This window comes from Paenibacillus sp. 2TAF8 (assembly GCF_052114825.1).
In the GTDB taxonomy this organism is placed as follows: domain Bacteria; phylum Bacillota; class Bacilli; order Paenibacillales; family Paenibacillaceae; genus Paenibacillus.
In genome coordinates this window covers 63,309-83,610 of the sequence record NZ_JBFRFN010000010.1, presented here as the reverse complement: position 1 = coordinate 83,610, position 20,302 = coordinate 63,309, and the positions used below count along the sequence as shown (strand labels likewise).

The 20,302-nt window shown below is 46.5% G+C and carries 13 protein-coding genes; all 13 read right to left on the bottom strand.

Annotation, left to right across the window (positions count from 1 at the left end):
* Nucleotides 1-7: 7 nt before the first annotated feature.
* A complete protein-coding gene (spoIIR, locus tag AB4Z30_RS16565; protein WP_441928283.1) occupies nt 8-667 on the bottom strand; it encodes a stage II sporulation protein R in 660 nt (219 codons plus the stop codon).
* 267 nt (nt 668-934) lie between these two features.
* Nucleotides 935-2,161, bottom strand: a complete 1,227-nt coding sequence (locus AB4Z30_RS16560) for an FtsW/RodA/SpoVE family cell cycle protein (protein WP_441928281.1) — start codon at nt 2,159-2,161, stop codon at nt 935-937.
* Between the two features lie 322 nt (nt 2,162-2,483).
* On the bottom strand, nt 2,484-3,713 hold the full coding sequence (locus AB4Z30_RS16555) for an FtsW/RodA/SpoVE family cell cycle protein (protein ID WP_441928279.1): 1,230 nt from the start codon (nt 3,711-3,713) through the stop codon (nt 2,484-2,486).
* An 85-nt stretch (nt 3,714-3,798) separates the two neighbouring features.
* On the bottom strand, nt 3,799-4,689 hold the full coding sequence (prmC, locus tag AB4Z30_RS16550) for a peptide chain release factor N(5)-glutamine methyltransferase (RefSeq protein WP_441928489.1): 891 nt from the start codon (nt 4,687-4,689) through the stop codon (nt 3,799-3,801).
* Between the two features lie 24 nt (nt 4,690-4,713).
* Nucleotides 4,714-5,781 (bottom strand): peptide chain release factor 1, encoded by a 1,068-nt coding sequence (prfA, locus tag AB4Z30_RS16545; protein ID WP_441928277.1) that lies wholly within the window; start codon nt 5,779-5,781, stop codon nt 4,714-4,716.
* 582 nt (nt 5,782-6,363) lie between these two features.
* A complete protein-coding gene (gene ychF / locus AB4Z30_RS16540) occupies nt 6,364-7,464 on the bottom strand; it encodes a redox-regulated ATPase YchF (protein ID WP_123065294.1) in 1,101 nt (366 codons plus the stop codon).
* Between the two features lie 186 nt (nt 7,465-7,650).
* On the bottom strand, nt 7,651-8,121 hold the full coding sequence (locus AB4Z30_RS16535) for a GNAT family N-acetyltransferase (RefSeq protein WP_441928274.1): 471 nt from the start codon (nt 8,119-8,121) through the stop codon (nt 7,651-7,653).
* 350 nt (nt 8,122-8,471) lie between these two features.
* A complete protein-coding gene (locus AB4Z30_RS16530) occupies nt 8,472-8,642 on the bottom strand; it encodes an aspartyl-phosphate phosphatase Spo0E family protein (protein ID WP_441928272.1) in 171 nt (56 codons plus the stop codon).
* Nucleotides 8,643-8,908: 266 nt separating this feature from the next.
* Nucleotides 8,909-10,279: a helix-turn-helix domain-containing protein gene (locus tag AB4Z30_RS16525; RefSeq protein ID WP_441928270.1), complete on the bottom strand. Its 1,371-nt coding sequence runs from the start codon at nt 10,277-10,279 to the stop codon at nt 8,909-8,911.
* A gap of 1,243 nt (nt 10,280-11,522) precedes the next feature.
* Complete coding sequence (locus tag AB4Z30_RS16520; protein ID WP_441928268.1) at nt 11,523-14,810, bottom strand: S-layer homology domain-containing protein; 3,288 nt, start codon at nt 14,808-14,810, stop codon at nt 11,523-11,525.
* A 1,196-nt stretch (nt 14,811-16,006) separates the two neighbouring features.
* The gene (gene fni / locus AB4Z30_RS16515; RefSeq protein WP_441928266.1) at nt 16,007-17,074 is read right to left on the bottom strand and encodes a type 2 isopentenyl-diphosphate Delta-isomerase; all 1,068 of its coding nucleotides are present in this window, start codon (nt 17,072-17,074) and stop codon (nt 16,007-16,009) included.
* A gap of 420 nt (nt 17,075-17,494) precedes the next feature.
* Nucleotides 17,495-19,147 (bottom strand): phytoene desaturase family protein, encoded by a 1,653-nt coding sequence (locus AB4Z30_RS16510; RefSeq protein WP_441928264.1) that lies wholly within the window; start codon nt 19,145-19,147, stop codon nt 17,495-17,497.
* A complete protein-coding gene (locus AB4Z30_RS16505; protein WP_441928262.1) occupies nt 19,147-20,295 on the bottom strand; it encodes a glycosyltransferase in 1,149 nt (382 codons plus the stop codon). The genes AB4Z30_RS16510 and AB4Z30_RS16505 overlap by 1 nt, the downstream gene beginning before the upstream one ends.
* Between the last annotated feature and the right edge of the window lie 7 nt (nt 20,296-20,302).

Below are 20,302 nucleotides of genomic sequence, written 5' to 3'. Positions count from 1 at the left end.
TTCGTTGTTAGGAGAATAAATCTGTTACCCAGTCCCACAATTTAACAGCTACATCCCACAGGAAGAATCTCGCTTCAGGCGTCTCTCCCTGCACAGAGGCTTTTACCTCAACCGAATCCCCGGCTGCCGCAGAGACTGTCGTTGGTTTAGCCAGTGCGTCCCCTGTACTAGCGTCGATGAAACAGAGCGGCGGGAACAATACACACCACCAGTTCTGCCCCTTGCCTTCACCCAGCGTAATCCGTACCGCTTCATATTCGCCAGCAGGATAGACCGTACCGCCATATAGCTTTGTTGGAAAAGGAACCGTGCCCAGCTCCACCTGATAATCATAAGTCAGACCACGTTTATTTAACTCTTCCCCTACCCGATTCTCAATCTCGGACAGATGCTCCCGAATGACATTGCGAGCCTGCTCCAGACTTTGCGGATTCTCCAGCGCCCCAACCCATTCGCCCATCTGTGCCACAACGGCATCCCGAATCTCACGTTTTACGAGTTGATCTCCAGCCGCATCGGAATTCGCTAGAATCCGCAAACGGATCGATTGCTCCGGAATCGCTGTAGCGGCAACAGCCGCATCGGTTTTCTGACCTTCCCACATCATAATAATCATCATAAGACATATAATGATAAGTCCCATTTGTTTAACTATTCTTCTGTTCATCCCGTTATCCCCCTCGGCTCCGATATCCAGCTGCAACTCTCTCATGTCTATCAGTATGCCCGGTAGAGATAGAAGTAAACCTAGTATATGCTTGAATCTATTAAAATTTTTCATATAAACGGAGCCTGTCCGCATCTCATATACACCCTTATAGCTATACTCCTGTGGACACACAAAAGAAGCCTAGTGTTAACTAAGCTTTCTTCGTAAACATATTATATTTGGATTGCACTTTAATCTGCATTATACAAGTAGCGGAAAACACTACTACATCGTACTGTTCTCTTTTTTCTTTTTCATCAGAGTCCGAATCCGCTGCATCAAGGACGGAGACTCTTCCTCCGGAAACAGCTCATCTTCGTCCTCGTCACCGTACAACTTAATGCTCATGACCAGACCGATACAGGCCATGTTAATCAGTAAAGACGTCCCGCCATAACTGATAAACGGCAAGGTAATGCCCGTCAGCGGCATGAGGCCAAGGAATGCTCCTACATTTTCAAACACCTGATAGAGCAACATCCCGATAATGCCCACAATGATAATGGGCCCGGCCCGTTCTTTGCACTCCAGCGCAATCAGCACCATCCGATGGATGAGGATAAAATACAATAGGATTAGCAGCGAAGCTCCCACAAAACCGAATTCCTCTGCCACCACCACAAAGATGGAATCCGAATACGTATAAGGCACACGTCCGCTTTGAACAGAGGTTCCTTCCAGAAACCCTTTACCCGTAATCCCGCCTGATCCGATGGCGAGCCCTGCGTTTTTCGTATGCCACATCGCTTTGGCTGTAGCTTTCTCAGGCACAAGCCACGGATCGATCCGTTCAGCCCAGTGCTCACGTTTGATCTTTTCCAGAAAGGCAAACACTTCATCATGATAGAAGGTGTACGATTTGATGAAACCAATAAAGAATGCAGCCACAATCGTGAGCCCGATTAACGCATGTTTCAGCTTGATATTACCGATCCATAACACCGCAACCAGGATAATCACATAACCCAGAGCGTTACCCAGGTCATTCTGTGCCATTACGAGCGCAAACGGAATAAATGTCCAGAGCCCAATCGGTACCACATCTCTCCAGAACGTCAGCTCTCCACGCTTCCGCTTCACAATGAGATGAGCGAGAAACAGAATGAGGATCATTTTGAACAATTCCGCAGGTTGAAATGAAATCGTTTCGGTGATCTTCAGCCAACCATTCGCGTTATTCACCTTACTCCCAAGTACATTAGCCAGTATCAGGAAAACGATGCCTACACCATATACCATAAACGCGTATTTTACATACACCTTGTAGTTAATCAAACCAATTCCAATGACAGCGATAAATCCTACGATATAGAAATAGATCGTTTTCACATGATGATTCGCCAGTTTGGGATCAAAACGTGTACCGCTGTAAATGGCAAATATGCTGATAACCATTAACAACAACAAGACAAAAAGAATGATGCCATCGAGCTTTTTTACCATTTTCCACATGATGTTTGAATATCCCCCTAGTCCACACATCGTGCTTTACCAATAATGATCAATATTACCATTGTACCTAATTGGGTGGGAGAATGGAAATCCGGTTTACTTTAACTTCTACAGCTAATAGCGGTTATTATATTAATTCATGTTCCTGTATAGAGATTGCCTGTAAAATAACAAAAAAACCTTGAAGGTCCGTCCCAAGCTACTGCCGGGAAGAACGATTCCAAGGTCGATCTGACTTCTTTTCAATATTTCTTTTATGATAATTCTTTAAAAGCGAACTTGAATGTAACCGTACTTTCAACCTTGATGTAAACGTTCATGTTCACTGTTCCGGTTGTTCCTTCTGCGCAGGTTTGCGTCTGAACAACTTCATCACCAGCTCCGTAATGCTCGGTTGCTCCGCCGATCCGAGAATATCTTCATTCTCTTCCGTGTGTACCTTGATGCTCATGGCAATGCCCATACTGATCATGTTAATGAGCAGTGATGTTCCTCCGTAACTAATGAATGGCAAGGTAATACCGGTCAGTGGCATGAGTCCAATAAACGGTCCTATATTGACAAAGACCTGATACAGAATCATCGCAACAATACCTACAATCAAATACGCCCCTACCCGATCCTTACATTCCAAAGCAATTAATACTAACCTATGAATCAGGATGAAATACAATAAAAGGAGAACCGATGCACCAACAAAGCCAAACTCTTCACCAATCTGTACGAAAACCGAGTCCGCATAGGCCAGAGGTACCCGATTGGATTGAATCGTAGTACCTTCCATATAACCTTTACCCGTAACACCACCAGAACCAATGGCAAGTTTGGCATTATACGTCTGCCACAATACGTCTCTGGATGTCAGTTCAGGCACAAGCCACGGATCAAATCGTTCTGCCCAGTGTGCACGTTTAATATCTTTGAGGAAACTTGTAATTTCATCATGATAATGAATGTATGCCTGTATGCCAGCGACGATGGCACTTACCGCCAACACAAAACCAATCAAGGCATGTGAAAACTTGATATTACCGATCCACAATAAACCGATCCAGATAAAAATATAGCTGAGTACCGCACCCAGGTCATTTTGCAGTAACACAAGCAGTAAAGGTGGCAGAATACATAAACTGATTGGAATGACATCTCGGCCAAAAAACAAAGGCCTGTGTTTCTTCCTGGCAAGCAGTGTCGATAGCATGACAATAAGACATAGTTTGAACAACTCCGAAGGCTGGAGACTGATCCCGCCGATCGAAAGCCAGCCTTGGGCTCCGTAGTACTCATTACCGATAAATAAAACCAGCACTAACAGTAATAGACCTAGCCCATAGATGTATAAATAATTTTTGACGATAAATTTATAGTTGATCATGGACATTCCGAAAAAAACAACAAAACCCAAAACATAAAATACAATCATATTTTTGGAGAATCCCTCAACCTTTGGACGACCAAACGTAGTACTGTAAATGGCCATGATACTAATGACCATCAGGATTACCAAAATAAAAACGATGGAGTAGTCGATCTTTTTGAATTTGTGCAGCATGTAATTATGTTCCCCCAAGCATTCAGAAAATCTTCGGCATACCCCATTGTAGAGGATTTCACGGCAAAAAGAAAACTTACGTGCCTTACATTTTTGTCACCTGTTCCGAAGGTCGAACACCCATGACATGCCGTTCGATTCCGGCAAGGTCAGGAACGATAATAATCTCCGGCCAATGCCCCGCCGATTCCAGCAATGCTGCCACGTCCTGAGCCTGGCCCATGCCCAGCTCAAAACCGACAATCTGCGGCGGAGCAGGCAGCAGCTTCAGCTGCTCCACCATGATGCGGTACGGGGCAAGCCCGTCCGGACCGCCATCCAGTGCGAGGCGCGGCTCATGATCGCGCACCTCTTGCTGCAACCCGGCGATATCTCCCGCCGGGATGTAGGGCGGGTTGGACACCAGAATGTCCAACCGCTCCCCGGCGAACGGAGCAAGCAGATCGCCTTCACGGAAGTCGATCTGTACGCCGTTCGCGGCCGCGTTGCGCGCGGCCACGTGCAGGGCATCCGCCGAGAGATCCCCGGCGGACACCTGCCACTGCGGGCGAAGCGAAGCCATCGTTACCGCGATGGCGCCGCTGCCCGTGCCAATGTCGACGGCGCGCACCGCACCGCCGTCGCCGGCCAACACGCGGTCTGCTGCGCGCAGCACAGCTTCGACCAGCAGCTCGGTCTCCGGCCGCGGGATCAGCACGGCCGGCGTGACCTCGAACGGCAGCCCGTAGAATTCCTGGCTGCCGATAATGTATTGCGCCGGCTCACCCGCAGCCTTGCGCGTGACGACGTCTTCCCAGCGGCTCCGCAGCCCGCTGGGGAACGGCTCCGGCTGCATCATGTAATACTTGGCGCCATAGACGCCCAGTACATGCTCCAGCAGCAGCCGTGCATTATTGTGCGGCTCGTACACGCCGCACTTCTCCAAAAAAGAGGAAGCCTCTACGAAGGCTTCCCGGCAACTCTGCTCCGGCGTCATTACAAACTGTCCGCCCGTCACAGATTATTCTCCTCTGTCCATCATCTCGGTCTGCTGAGCAATCGTCAGTGCAGACAAGATATCTTCAATCTCACCGTTCATGATTTGATCCAGCTTGTGCATTGTCAGACCGATGCGGTGATCCGTTACACGGCTCTGCGGGAAGTTGTACGTACGAATCCGCTCACTTCGGTCACCCGTTCCCACTTTGCTCTTGCGCTCTACGGAGATTTTTGCTTCTTCTTCCATACGTTTCATATCAAAAATACGTGTACGCAGAACTTGCAACGCTTTTTCTTTGTTGGAGTTCTGGGATTTCCCATCCTGACATGTCGCTACGATACCTGTCGGTACGTGAGTTACCCGCACCGCGGATTTCGTTGTGTTAACCGATTGTCCACCGGCACCACTGGAACAGAACGTATCCACACGAATGTCTTTATCGTGAATTTCGATATCAAAATCTTCCGCTTCCGGCATTACCGCAACGGTTGAAGTCGATGTATGAATCCGTCCACCGGATTCCGTTGTCGGGATACGTTGTACACGGTGTGCGCCGCTCTCGTATTTCATTTTGCTGTACGCACCGCGTCCATTGATCATGAACACAACCTCTTTGAACCCACCGAGGTCATTCGTGTTTACATCCATCAGCTCGACTTTCCAGCCCTGAGCATCCGCATAACGGGTATACATCCGGTAAAGATCCGCTGCAAACAATGCCGCTTCATCTCCACCAGCCGCGCCGCGAATTTCCACAATAACGTTTTTGTCGTCATTCGGATCTTTCGGCAGCATGAGTACACGGATCAGATCATCCAGTTCTTTCTGGCGAGTAGACAGTTCATCAATTTCCATTTTGACCATCTCGCGCATCTCGTCATCCAGCTTCTCGCCCTGCATTTCTTTCGCTGCTTCCAGATCCTCACTCACTTGTTTGTACTCCGTGTACGCATCGTATGTCGGCTGAAGATCGGATTGCTCCTTGGAATATTCACGCAGCTTTTTGTTATCACTGGCTACATCCGGGTCACACAAAAGCTCGCTCAGCTTGTCATAACGATCGGCTAATGCCTGCAATTTATCCAACATGTATAGTCACCTCACGTTTTATTTTGTCCATGCACATGTCGTCTTCCATAACGCTTTCACATGCATTATTTGTTTTACATATCTATAATTCAAAATTCCACAAACCACAGGATTCTTCTGAAATCCCCTGACCGCAGTATGTCATTCCAATTCATCATGTGTTAAATGATCGACGTATAACCTCGCTACAACGTCATCAAATCCTTTACTTTTAAAGTGATATAAAGAAATCGCCTACCTCCCGAAGCCCTCGTTTCATCTCATCGATGGAGCGAAGAGTTCATCATCGGTATACGACTCTTAATTATAGCATATTCTTATGCTCCTGAACAGCAATAGTTCGCGGTGTAGTCATTATTTTTTTACGTATAACGTCTGCATGCATCTTTTCTTTTATTATATCCATCACGAATAAACAATCCAGTAAAAACGTAATAATATCTGCATAAATCAGATCAATTCCCTCTGAGTAAAAATACCAAACAAAAACAGCACTATTCTCCACAAAAGAGAGTAGTGCTGTTCTTTATTTAAACCGGTCAGGATTAAGAAGCTGACCCGTCCTTCATTCCATTTTCCAGATTACACGTTGAAACGGAAGTGCATGACGTCGCCGTCATTCACCACGTACTCTTTACCTTCCAGACGCAGCTGACCACGCTCTTTGGCACCGTTCATCGAACCTGCCGCAACCAGATCGTCATAGGAAACAACCTCTGCACGGATGAATCCACGTTCGAAGTCGGTGTGAATGACACCCGCTGCACCCGGTGCTTTTGTTCCTTTACGAATGGTCCATGCACGAACCTCTTGTACACCTGCTGTAAAGTACGTGTACAGGCCGAGCAATTTGTAAGCCGCTTTGATCAACAGGTTCAGGCCGGAATCCTCGATACCGAGCTCTTCCAGGAACATTTGTTTATCTTCGCCTTCCAGCTCGGAGATCTCTTCCTCCACTTTTGCACTGATCGGCACCACTTCTGCATTTTCAGCAGCTGCGAACTCTCTTACTTTTTGCACATATGCATTGTTCGCTACATCACCAATTTCGTCTTCAGCCACATTGGCAGCATACAGAACCGGTTTCAACGTTAACAAGTGCAGATCACGTACAATCAGACGTTCTTCGTCTGTCAGCTCCATGCTGCGTGCGGGCTTGTCTTCATAAAGGACCGCTTTGACTTTCTCCAATACTTCCACTTCTTGAGCAGCCGTTTTGTTGCCGCCCTTCATGTTTTTCTTGGAACGGTCGATTTTTTTCTCAACACTCTCGATATCCGCCAGGATCAACTCCAGGTTAATCGTCTGAATGTCGCTTACCGGGTCAATCTTGCCATCGACGTGAGTGATGTTCTCGTCAACGAAACAACGTACCACGTGTACAATCGCATCCACTTCACGGATATGAGCAAGGAACTTATTGCCCAGGCCTTCGCCTTTGCTCGCTCCGCGCACCAGACCTGCGATATCAACAAACTCAAATGCGGTAGGCACTGTTTTTTTCGGTACAACAAGTTCTGTCAATTTGTCCAAACGCTCATCTGGTACTTCGACGATCCCCACGTTCGGGTCAATCGTACAAAACGGATAGTTTGCAGACTCGGCACCTGCTTGTGTAATTGCGTTAAACAACGTAGATTTTCCGACGTTCGGAAGCCCTACTATTCCTGCTTTCAAAGCCATGTATATGACAACTCCTCATTCATTACTTGTTCGGTATGGATAATCCTATACATTATATATGACAAACCCCAAGGCATCAAGGAACTTCGCCAATTCGACCAGAGTGCCACTCGCTTCCCGAAATCCCCGGTTACTGCGGATGATTCGTTTTGCATAGATGGTACCTTTGGCTTAGATTATCCGGGTTTACCCTTTAATTTCTTTGTACATCGTCAAGTCCGTCACTTCATAGCCCATCTTGCGATACAGGCTGCTTGCCCGCTCATTATGTCCAAACACATGCAGCCCAATGCGATCCACCCCAAGACTTCGCGCGGTCTTTTCGAGTGCATCCATCGTTTCTGTACCATACCCTTTGCCGCGATATGCTTCTTCCACCACGATATCCAGCAGAAAGGCTTCTTTCCCGCGCCGATTCTCCGTAATATTAAACCAGAGGTATCCGACAATGCCGTCCACCGGATGCACCAGATTAAACACATATGCCCCTGGTGTCTCTAACCCTTCTGGCAGATAACGTTCGTATGATTCCTCTGCCCGCCCTAGCGCCTCTTCCGGCGCCCACGTTCCTGCTTCTACCTTTTCCTGCGCAAAATCTTCAATTGAACGGCTGCGAAAACTCGCAAATTGTTCCGTATTCATTGGAGACAGTTCCATATTGTATCCTCCTTATCTGGATGTAATAACTTAGGTGAGATAATTATGTATATCGGCGCACCTGATTCGATATCTAGTCACCGTTATGACTAACTCTCTAAGCACTTCAACTCCTCATATTATATCTACTTTATCATATCCCCTTCATAAGTTCCCATTAACTTTCTGCTCTACAATATGCGTTTATACCGAATCACTGTCGGGCAATACCCTCATCACCATAACCAACGAAAATGTCACCGTGAAGGAAAACGGTATGTAATTTGAATGTTTCTCTTTCTTCACATCGACCTATGTTAAAATATAAGGGCGAGCGACCGGCCAAAGTTTCTCGCCCAGAGGTCGATGGATTATCCCATCGGCTTTACCCTTTTAACCTGATTGTACATATTAATAAGTTCATCCAGCACCATCGACTGCTGTATCACCTGAGGGTGAAGAAGCTCGCCGTACTCCGTTTTTATTTGGTGGAGTCTCTCCCTCGCTTCTTCAATCCGCAGTTTGAGTTCGTTCCGCTCCATAACACCCCTCCCTGCTGTACCATTGTAGGACATCCTGCTAATTAGCAAAAATTCAAATAAACTCCAACAGTAAAAACAACAAAAAACACCCTTTTCTGAAATACCTTTGGACAATCTATACCAACTGTCTATATAAGGAATCTCAAAACGGAGGATGCATGAGGGTGCAACGAGTCTAAGCTCTTTTTGACCTACGGGAAAAGCACTTAGCCGTACTTAGATGTGATGCTCACTCATCTATATCTATTCTTTCTTTTTGTACCCTTTCATCGTTCCGGACCGTACAATCTCTGAATCTTCTCAATAAGCAATTCGGCGCTAGGCTTGACCCCTAGTCCAGTGACGACGTACTGCAAATCGTCAAACAGTCCCAAACAATCGAGAAGCCCGTCTTTATTCATATTTTCAATCGCAAATTCCATGCCTTGGCGAATGTAAGCTACGCCTCTGTCATATTGGTTATTTCTTAAATAATAGGTACCTAACCCTGCCAGCAAAATACCATATTGATCGTTGGTGTATTGTTTGCTCATTTTTCCGAAGTGACTGCTCTGTTCCTCGTAAACCAGATGAGATTGATACTGCTCAAGTACATCGTCAATATTGACATTATATCGATTAGCTGCGGTCACAATGGCACATAGTGCAGGAAATATTTCTTTTTTTCGGTCAGAGATATACGTTAAATAATCTGGAATCAACTCTGTTTCACCTGATAGTAGTCTGAAATAGTAGTTATTTCCCTCTGACCAATCCTGAAACTGAAGAATCACCATCTTTTCCTCTTCTGTAGGATCGTTGATCCAGCTGTAATCAGCATATTTTGACACATACTGAAGCGTTTCTTCATATTTTCCATGTTGATAACTGACCTCGGAAAGAGCAAGATACGAATACAAAGCATAATAAACGATCTTCTTTTTGGTTCTAGTCTCCACTTCTCTTAATGTTTTCTTGGCATCATATTGAATAAAAGCTTTGATCTGTAACTGGTCGGCGAATTCTTTCACTTTATCCCAGCGACGCAAGGACGCATACACATTAATCAGTTCATTCAATGCATCGAATTGGTATTGCTCATCAAGACGTTCTACGAATAGTTCGAATCGTGTGGATAGCATAAGATTATGAACCTGGTCATTCGAAAGCCCTATCGAAAACAGGCGATATTGGCATAAAGCCAGACGTTCCGAATGTTGCAATTTCTCGCTTTCAGCGACACAGCGATAGAGCGGTTTACATGCTTCCATCTTGCCTTCGCTATGCAACTGTTCTGCCAACTCAAACAACAGAGGTAGGTAGGAAAGGTTATCAATCACATAGTTCACCGCTGTCTCCATATGTGTTATATGGCCTAGCTCTGCACAACGATATAGAAAAGGCCTAAGCCTTCTCCAATCCAAGGTAGTGTCTACTAAATACTCATGTATGTATTGTTCATATAATTCGCCTTCAGGCATCCCAATTCCAGCCGTAATGCGATCTAACTGATTTAAGCCTATGGGCCGATTCCCTTTCAACGTGCCGCTCAATGTCCCGGAATTCACGCCGGAAATCTCTGAAAAGCGATTGATGGTCATTCGATTCCTTTTTAAAAAATGTTCTAAATGGTCACGAATTGTAGCTTTTTCGCTCAACAGGACACCGCCTTCCCAAGAAATGAAATTAATGCGATCATACAATATTTTAGCAAGAAGTATCAATATTTTACTTGTAAATATTTTACTTTAATATGCAAAAAAACCGCCCCATTTTAGTTGAGCGATCTTTTTGTGGAGTAATATTATTCAGTACGATTCAAAACTCCATCCATTGTAATGCATCCCTCAGTCTGCGGAATGATGAACTTTCTGAAGGAACAGTCCTAAGGCAACCCCTGCTAACCCGAAAAGATAAGTACAGACGATGCTTATCAAAGCAAACATCACATCCGACGGAAGATTCAAAACGTACCTGATTCCATAAGCAGGACCCGCCCAAACGATGGACCCAGGTATAAACAGCATGGCTAGGTCCAGATAATACCCAACAATAAGCAAAACCACTCCCGTTAACCAAAACAGCGTAGATTGAAGTACAAACCTGTTCCCATTGTTCTTCATACCCAAAACAAACCATACAAGAAGGAATAACAGAGCAGCTACGAATTGGACGATGTTAGGGAAGTTCCCTTTCAAATATGAACTAAAATTGATGATAGTGAAGGGCATCGCGATCAAAAACATCAGCAACACTTGATTGAATTTACTCATCATACTGTTGTCTGATCGTTAACTTGTTTTTTTTGGAATGATAAGAGTTCTGTTGGGTACTGATCCCCGATCCAAAAACTATTTTTAATATCACCATTCTTTGTCATTGTCGATACTCTAGAGCTGCACCACACATATCCATAATCGATAACTCCATCACATTGCATAGAGCTCACCTCATCCTATTTGATATAAGTGCCCGCAATAGAAGCGAAGTAACATGCCTTGTTTTATGTATATTATACGGGGTGTATCGTTGAGTTTTGATACGTTGACCGGAACGCTGGATGGTATCAATTTACGTTCCCCATATAGAGTGCAACTAACGGTTAAAACATCAGCGCTGATTTCATTCCTACATTGAGCGATCAGCGAGCGTGAACGTGTACCTCACCTCACGAATTCTAACGATCACCAGCGACGCTATTTGTCCCTTTTTGGTCACTTTGAAATTCTAACGGTCACCATGGAGCTTATTTACATGAAAAGCTGTGATTTTCGCCGGATTCTGTAGGTTTTCGCACAAATAGCGCTTCTGGTGATCGTTAGATTCGTAAACACCTCAAAAAGTGCAAAATAAGCTCCTGTGAGATCGTTAGCATATTTAAATACAATTCACAATTGTAATCTAGCTTGTTTTCTTCAAGAGGTTGTGAATGATCACTGCCGCTTCCTGCCTCGTCAACTGCTTTTTGGGCATAAACTTTTGGCCTGGATACCCCTTCATCACAGATTCTTGTGTGACCAAATTAATTCCATTTCTCGCCCAACTGGAGATCATTGCGTTGTCCTCATACATTGTAAAGGATGACAGCACATAACCTTGTTTCTTCATCACATTCTCGATCATGCTCGAAGCTTGTTCTCTTGTGACGTTTGCATCAGGTCTGAGCGTACCATCACTGAACCCTTTAAGAATACCATGCTGCAGCGAAGGAATAATTTCATTATAATACCAACTCTCCCTCTGCACGTCGGTAAATTCATTGTTATAAGGAGTAATTGCATTGTATCCAAGGGCTCTTTGTAGAAAGATAGCAAACTCAGCCCTTGTCACCTTTTGGTTCGCACCAAACGTTCCATCCGAATAACCTTTTACAATCCCCTCCTGTGCCAGTTCAAGGATTGCTTCCCTTCCATAGCTTGTAGCGATATCAGTAAAACCAACATTAGCAGGTTGATTTCCCTTATTAGAAGGCACAATCTGAGTATCAACAGTCACACTTTCGCTCTTTACAGATGCCGTACTCTGACTTGAATAAGGAGCAGGGTAAGCATATGGATTATAGTACGGATTGTAGTATGGGGGCACATCATAATTATTTGCGTATACTGTTGCTCCCCTTCCGTCCGGAGGTGTCGTCACAGCAACGGTCTGTTTTCCGATGACCTCTTCCGATCCGTCAGACTTAACATGAACAGCAATGATATTATATTCATAATATTTGTTTGTCTCAACGCCTGTTTCACTGAATTGCAATCGGCCATTAACTGCAGTAACCATACCTTCATCCCGTGCTTCTCCAGTAGCCGTGTTCAGATAGGTTTTGCGATAAACCCCGTTCCCTAAAGGAACATACTTGGTCTGCGGATTCCGCTCCACATAATGAATTGCCCCTTCAATCGGCTGATAGTCAAACGCAATCGTTGCATCCGGTGCATTCACTGGAGAAACATTCATTGGTACAGGCAAACCTGCTGTCTGCACCTCAAGAATGCCGGATTCAATTCTCCCATATTTATTGCTGGCTACAATGTGATACGTATATGTTCTTCCTGGCTGGAGGGTATACGCCATCATGGTATTCGAGTGACCAGACCAAACTTTGTTTACCCGATCCTGATACACCTCATACTGAGTTGCACCTTCAACCATGTTCCATTGCAGATCTATTCTGTCATCGTATATCCGATTTACTTTTAATTTAATCTGACCTTTCGGAGCAACGTCCTCGGTCACCTTAGGCATCTTTACCTTTTGGACAGCTGGAGAACTCTCGTTGTTTCCACTTTTTGCCAAAACCTTGTAAGTATACGCGTTATCTGGCGTCAGATTCACATCCTCGTACGACGTTGATTTGGTCACCGCCAAAGGCAGATCATTACGTGTGATGACATACTCTTCTGCTTTGTCTACCGCACGCCATGAAAGTCTAACTTTCGTTGAATCAAGAGCTTCGGCCTGGAAGTCGGGTGGATAAGGAAGGTATATCGTATTAGCAACCTTATGCACCTTTTCCTCACCATACACATCACCCTTGCGAGCAACGATCGTATATGTATGCCCCGAATTTATATTTACACCAACATCTAAAAACTCCAAAAGAGGCCCTTCATAGATAATTTCCCCATCACGTTTCAGTACATATGCTTCGGCACCTTCTACCGACTTCCATACTAAGTACAAGTCATTACCTATCTCTCTCGCTTCGAAATATCCTGGTTTCCCTAATACAACTTTCGGGGGCACAGGCTCCCCATTCGCCAAAGTCGGAATAACATAAGGATCTTCATCCGTACCTTGGCCTTTATACTCACCGTTGTACTCTAATATCGCTTTATATTTAAAGTTTTGTAACGTTCCTGCCGCGACATTGCTCATATGACCCTCTGGAAATGTAAGTGGGTCAGAAGCAGTCTCTGTAAAAACAACTCCCTGATTACCTGATTTTCCAAATGCGCTCTGATATGTACTCGGATCAGCCAAAGCCAGGCTGGACACCATTCGATTCGTATCATTAGGATCACTTAATACAATACCCGTATATTTTTCCATATCATCTTTGGTAACGATGCCCATAGGGGATGAATGACCATAGTTGTATTCGCCTGTGTCATATGCGGTAATTGTCCACCACTTTGTCTGGAAAGGGGAGTGTTTATCCTCATTCACTTTAACCATCTCATAACCGAGACTATCCGTGATCGTATTAGAGTAACTACTCACTTTCCACCTTGCAGTCTCTCCTTGAATATCGATGTATTTAGAAACGGTATTTTGAGAGATCAATGTTTGATCATCAACAAGATACCATTTACCGAATTGTTTCAGATCAACCACAGACCCAAAAGCTGCTTTCGAATCCCCTAACGTATAAGCATCCACAGCAGGAGGTGTAACGATAAATTCCAGGGACTCTGTTTGAGCCGGATTGGCTTGACCTGCCCATGTGAGGCGAATGATATTTTTCTCACCCGGTTTCAGACCGCTGATCCGCGCACTTGAACTTGTTTTCCCTTGTAATTCTGTACTTTTAACATCATTGACGTAAACCTCTGCCTGCTCAATGCCACTGAGTTTGTAAAATAAACTCATACTATTGGCATTGACAAGTCCCCAGTTAACATATGTAAATCCCTCTTTGATCACTTGGTCTAATTGGCCGGAAAGTTTACCTGTAAAGTCGAGTCTACCGACATAATCATATACAGGTTCTGGCTCCTTTAACCTAAGAAACAACAGCTCTGATTCACCATAATTTTTGCCGTCGTAGCCAAAAACTTCAACTCTGTACGTATAACCAGGTGTAGCTCTAATTATTGTGTAAGTTCGATCCGAGCCAAAACCTTTGCTATCCCGATTAACTAAAAGTCCATAATCAACAGCTCCAGGAACCTCGTCCCATGTTATCGTTATCGAGTTATCCGTTGAGGTTACCGTTACTTTGGGCTTTGGTAGAACGGTTCGAGTCTCCATGTCACTTATTGTTTCTGGTGACGATGATAGCACAGAAGTAGCGTTCTGGATCGATTCGTTCTTTTCGCTGGAACGGGAAGTCTCGGCATTAAAATGAGAAGAGTTTGTATTCGTTCCCGTAGCCAAGTTTGCATTAGCTGTCCCTTCTCCCCAAATCAGCACATTTCCTAGCAAAAATTGTGCAGCTAACATAACACTTAACAATCTTTTCAATTTCATAGTATGTATCCCCTCTTAGCATTAAACTATGTCTTGCATTACATCAAAGTCATTGGATTACTATTGTGTTGCTTCATTCTTACTATGAGTTACGTTCGTGTCAAAAATCGCTCTCTTGAAATGTTGATTCGGTCATCTCCTCCCTCAAAAATAAAGATTCATAGTAAACACATCTGATTATATAAGCCATTAATCCTAATACCAAACCCAAAATAATACTTATTACCTATTAATCATAAGCTGTAATGGATTAACAGACAATAAAAAATTATCCTTTGAGCTAAAGGATAATTCCCAAAAACATCACTTTTACTTTTCTCCTAGACTGAAGCAAAATCAGCACTATATACTTACTTTTTTTAATGAAACAAAAAAACTCAAGCCTTGGCGGGGAGCTTGAATTGATCATTAGATACTATAAATTTGTTGTTAGCAACTCAAACCACATTAACCAACGTTCATCAGAGGTGCTGCTTCGGCTCGGGTTACATTTTTAGATTTAATGGTAGGAACGCATTCATCTCTCCCTACTTAAGCCTGGCTTGTGATTAGATCGCAATACTTTACTCCGCCCATGCTGCCACTTAATCCATTCACGAATTCTAACGATCACCAGCGACGCTATTTGCCCCTTTTTGGTCACTTTGAAATTCTAACGGTCACCAGGGAGCTTATTTACTTGAAAAGCTGTGATTTTCGCCGGATTCTGTAGGTTTTCGCACAAATAGCGATTCTGGTGATCGTTAGATTCGTAAACACCTCAAAAAGGGCAAAATAAGCTCCTGTGAGATCGTTAGAGCTTTTGAACCGATACCGATACCGATACTGATACTGATACTGATACTGATACTGCAACTCCGCTACTCCACTACCCAACCTTCAATTCACCACTCTGACTCCTCGGTGTCCACGTGCCCACGTGCCCACGCTCCCCAACATCCTCTTTCCAGTGCGCCCCGGTATCTCTGGTATCTCTGGTATCTCCTGCAGCACCGTCACCACCGTCCCAGCACGCAGTCGGCTGAGTCCTGGGACGGTGGTGACAATCATCATCCATTGGATAGCATGCAGCGTGCAACTCACCGCACGCGGCGCCTTGCTCGTGACAAGGTGGTAAGCCATATCTCGATTGCTTATGTAGCATTAATTATGTTCCAGCGGTGCCACCACCAATCCGTCACCCAGCTCCACCAACATTACCGCCGCTCCACCAGTCGCTCCGTCTGCTTCAAATCCTCAATTCGACCTGCGCCAATGCCAAACATGACGGTGCGCAGTTCAAATTCGACCTGCTCTAGCCGCTCGGACAGCGACTCGTCGGAAGTGACAGCGGATTCGAGCAAAGAGCGGCCGAAGCCTGCGAGATCTGCACCGAGTGCGAGCGCTTTGGCAGCATCCACGCCAGTGTGCAGCCCGCCGCTACCGATCAGCGCCCCATCGGGGTTCAGCGCGCGTACATCCTGGATGCATTCGGCAGTCGGAATGCCCCAATCGGCAAAGGCTTCAGCAGCCGCTCGGCGTACCGGGTTATTGTTGCGATACTTCTCCACCTGTACCCAGCTTGTCCCGCCCGCACCAGCCACATCGATGAATGCTACGCCTGCTTCGTACAGTCGCTGTGCCGTCACACCATCGATGCCAAACCCCACTTCCTTGACCCCTACAGGCACATCCAGCCCACGGCACAATGTCTCGATCCGCTGGTACAGACCACTGAAGTTTGTATTGCCTTCGGGCTGGAATACCTCTTGCAACGTGTTCAGATGCAGCACGAGCATATCCGCGCCTGCGATATCCACAGCACGCTGGAAATCAGCCGTGCTGAAGCCATAGTTCAGCTGAACCGCGCCCAGGTTCGCGATGACCGGGATGTCCGGTGCCCAGCGGCGGACATCAAATGTGCTTGCGAGTTCCGGCTGCTCCACGGCAGCCCGGATCGAGCCTACGCCGAGCGCCCAGCCTCTGGCGTTCGCTACCCGTGCCAGGCGCTCATTGATTGCGCCTGTCGTTTTGCTTCCACCCGTCATCGAACTGATGAGCAAGGGTGTGCGCATTTTTTTGCCAAGGAACGAAGTGTCTAGACGCACCTCTTCAAAATCCAGCTCCGGTAGCGGATGATGACGAAACGCATACTTCTCCAGTCCGCTCGTTATGCCTTCTCCTGCCACATTCTCCTCCAGACAGAGGCGCACGTGCTCCAGCTTTCGTTCTCCCGTTGCCACTTCGGGTAGCAGCCGTTTGCCGGCTCGCTCTTGTTCGTTCATGATGAGACCTCCTATGTGAGAATGATATGCAGGGTAGGCTCATCTGCGTTGTTGTGCTTAATGTTCCCTACCCCATGCTGAGTTGCTCTGTACCTCTTGTTTCTATGTAAATGCGATGGAATAGACCGCAGGCTGGCATTCATGGTTCTATCCATATATGGTTCCATCCACTTAGACCTATCTAATAAATCATCCTTGTGTCGTTAACCACTGAGCTTATCCACTCGGTTCTTAGACAAAACCTATAAGGTTACGCCCATCAATGGACAACTCTTTCCAGTATACCGTTCCTCTCAACCTAATGAAAGGACACTCCAAAACCCCCATGATCTCAAACATGAATTCATTAGAGTCTTGTAGCGCCTCGGTCCACCTCATTAACTCAACGAGTTTCAGCACACCTAGCCCTCCGTACCTGCTCTACCTCCCCAGCTCCGTTGCAAGTTGCTCACCCACAAGCTGACCGGACAGCGTAACAATCGGGGTTCCGCCACCTGGGTGGGTTGTGCCGCCGACGTACCAGAGTCCCTGCACATCTTTGCTCTGGTTACCTGGTCGCATGAAGGTTTGTTTTACCGAATTGGAGGAGATTCCATAGATCGACCCTTGATGAGCGAGCGTATCCCGTTCGATGTGTTGTGGTGTATAACAGATTAAAACATCCGATTGTTTCAATCCGCCAATACCACGCGCCTCCAACTGTCCCAGCACAAACTCACTATAATGATACTTCTGCTCCTCCCAGTCCCACGCTTTAGACAGATACGGTGCATTCACTAAAATGAACAAATTGCTGGCTCCTGCTGGCGCCATGCCTGCTTCGGAGTAACCGGAGTAACAGATGTATATCGTTGGATCGGAAGGCATTCTGCGGTCACGGAAAATATCATCAAACTCCGGCTTGTACTGCTCTGGGAAAAAGACCGTATGGTGCAGCAACTGATCGTATTGTCTGCGCACCCCGGCCAGGGTGACGAAACCCGAGATGGACGGTTCATATTTTTCAATCCGCGCATCACTCATTCGTTTTCGATGCTCTGGCGCCAGCAGCAGCCGGTTTACACTCAGTACATCTCCGTTAGCCACGACCTGCTCAGCCTCCATAAAGCCCCGATCCGTATCCACACCAACCACCTTGCCATGCCGAACCACGATCTGGTTCACCTCTACACCCGTCAGGATCTGTACGCCTTTTTCCTGCGCAAGCCGGGCCATGCCTTCAATCAGCTGATACGTCCCGCCTTTGACCCCGTAGATGCCCACCTTAGCTTCCACATGTCCCATCATGGCAAAAATGGAGGGCGACAGATACGGTGATGATCCTACATACGTAGCGTACCGTCCAAACAATGCGAGTGTATTCGGATGACTGAAATACTTGCGTAGTAGCTTATCCAGCTTAACCGTAGGGCGTACACGAAGCAGACTTCGCAACATCTGGAGGTTGTATTTGTCGGACGGATTCAGCAGCAGTTTGCCGAGAAAATGACGATTTGCCTCCGTATACAATGCAGCAGATTCATCCATAAAGGCATCATAACGCAAAGCATCCTCTGGGCTGTACGCAGCGATCTGCTCTTTCATCGAGCCACGATTTTTCGACAGATCGACTACGGTACCGTCAGCAAAAATATTACGTGTCCGAGGCTCCAGCTCGTACAGTTGTACATATTTCTCCATCACTACGCCTGCCCGATCAAAAACCGAACGAAACGCATCCGGCATCGTAATCGTGCTCGGCCCGCGGTCAAAATGATATCCATCCTGCTCGATCTGCTGCAGCTTGCCACCCACATGCTCCTGACGCTCCAGAATGGTTACCCTCAAACCAGCCGTAGCAAGGCGGATCGCACAGGACAGACCACCGAAGCCCGCCCCGATTATAATGACATCCTGTTTCAAGTTCCTGCTTGAGGCACCCCCTTGGTGCCAGTTGTGCATTTCCGTTCCTTTTTCCAGCGGTGTACTCGTACCTGTAGTACCTCCCCTGGTGCCCCGACCTGTCTCTGTATGTTTAACTATCTCTGTACCTTCTGAGCCGTCACCATTTCTATTCCCCTGTACACTCTGCATCAGCTATAACGCCTGCCTTTCCATACGTACCCTTTACCGGATCGCCCCGCCTGCCATGAAGCCAGACCAATCGCAATGACACACGCCATGCTGATCGGTTGAAAAAGAGCCAGCCACCACGGCTGACCTCCCACATGATCGGACACTCGTTTTACAGCCATGCCAAGCAACGTGCCTATGAAACCATACAGAATCGAGGTGTCATTTCCCGTAAGCAGGCCTACAACGAGCCCCAGCGGCGGAACAATATACATCATAAAGTACATCAGCATCGTACCGAGTAGTAGCACGTCTTTGCGCCCCATGCCTTCATACATGTTTTTCTTATACCCGTTCCATACCTCTGCACCATTCTGATACATCCGCGTACTCGTGACATCGTGAACATCCGCCAGCATTACAGGATGACCGGCACGTTTCACTGCTTTGGCCAGACTCATGTCGTCCACCAGATGCCCTTGAATCGCTGCATGACCGCCAGATGCCTCATAACTTGTTCGATGAATAAGCAAAAAAGCCCCCGTAGCGGCAACAAACATCGGACTGGCTGACCTGCGTATCATAAAAATAGGCAAATGGCTGATGATCGTAAACACCATCATCGGTACGACAAGCTTTTCCATCCAGGTCTTTGCGACCTGATAGGGAAATCCGGTAACCAGACCGCCACCCTGCGCGCACCCCGCAGCAAGTGTTTGCCGGATGGCATCGGGCTTGACCCGAACGTCAGCATCCACGAACATAAACCAGTCCCCCTGCGCTTCCTGAACCAATCGGTGACAGGCATAGGATTTCCCCATCCAACCCGCAGGCAGCTCCGTACCACGCAGCAAACGTACACGCGAATCCCGCTCAGCGATGGCCTGAACCAAAGCGGCGGTTTCATCTTCGGAGCGGTCGTCCAGCACAAGTACCTCCATGCGGAACCCATTCGTATTACTTGCAAGCACACTTTCCAAACATGCTTCAATATGTATTCGTTCATTGCGGGCGGGAATCAATACCGAAACAAGCAGCTCGGGAGGCTGAAGGCTGTCTTTAGGGAATGAACGCACTTTCGGCAGGCAGGCGGCATTCCATATCGCAAAAAGCAGTTGCACTACCAGCCATCCAACCAGACACATCCACACGATTTCAGATGTACTCATACTCCCA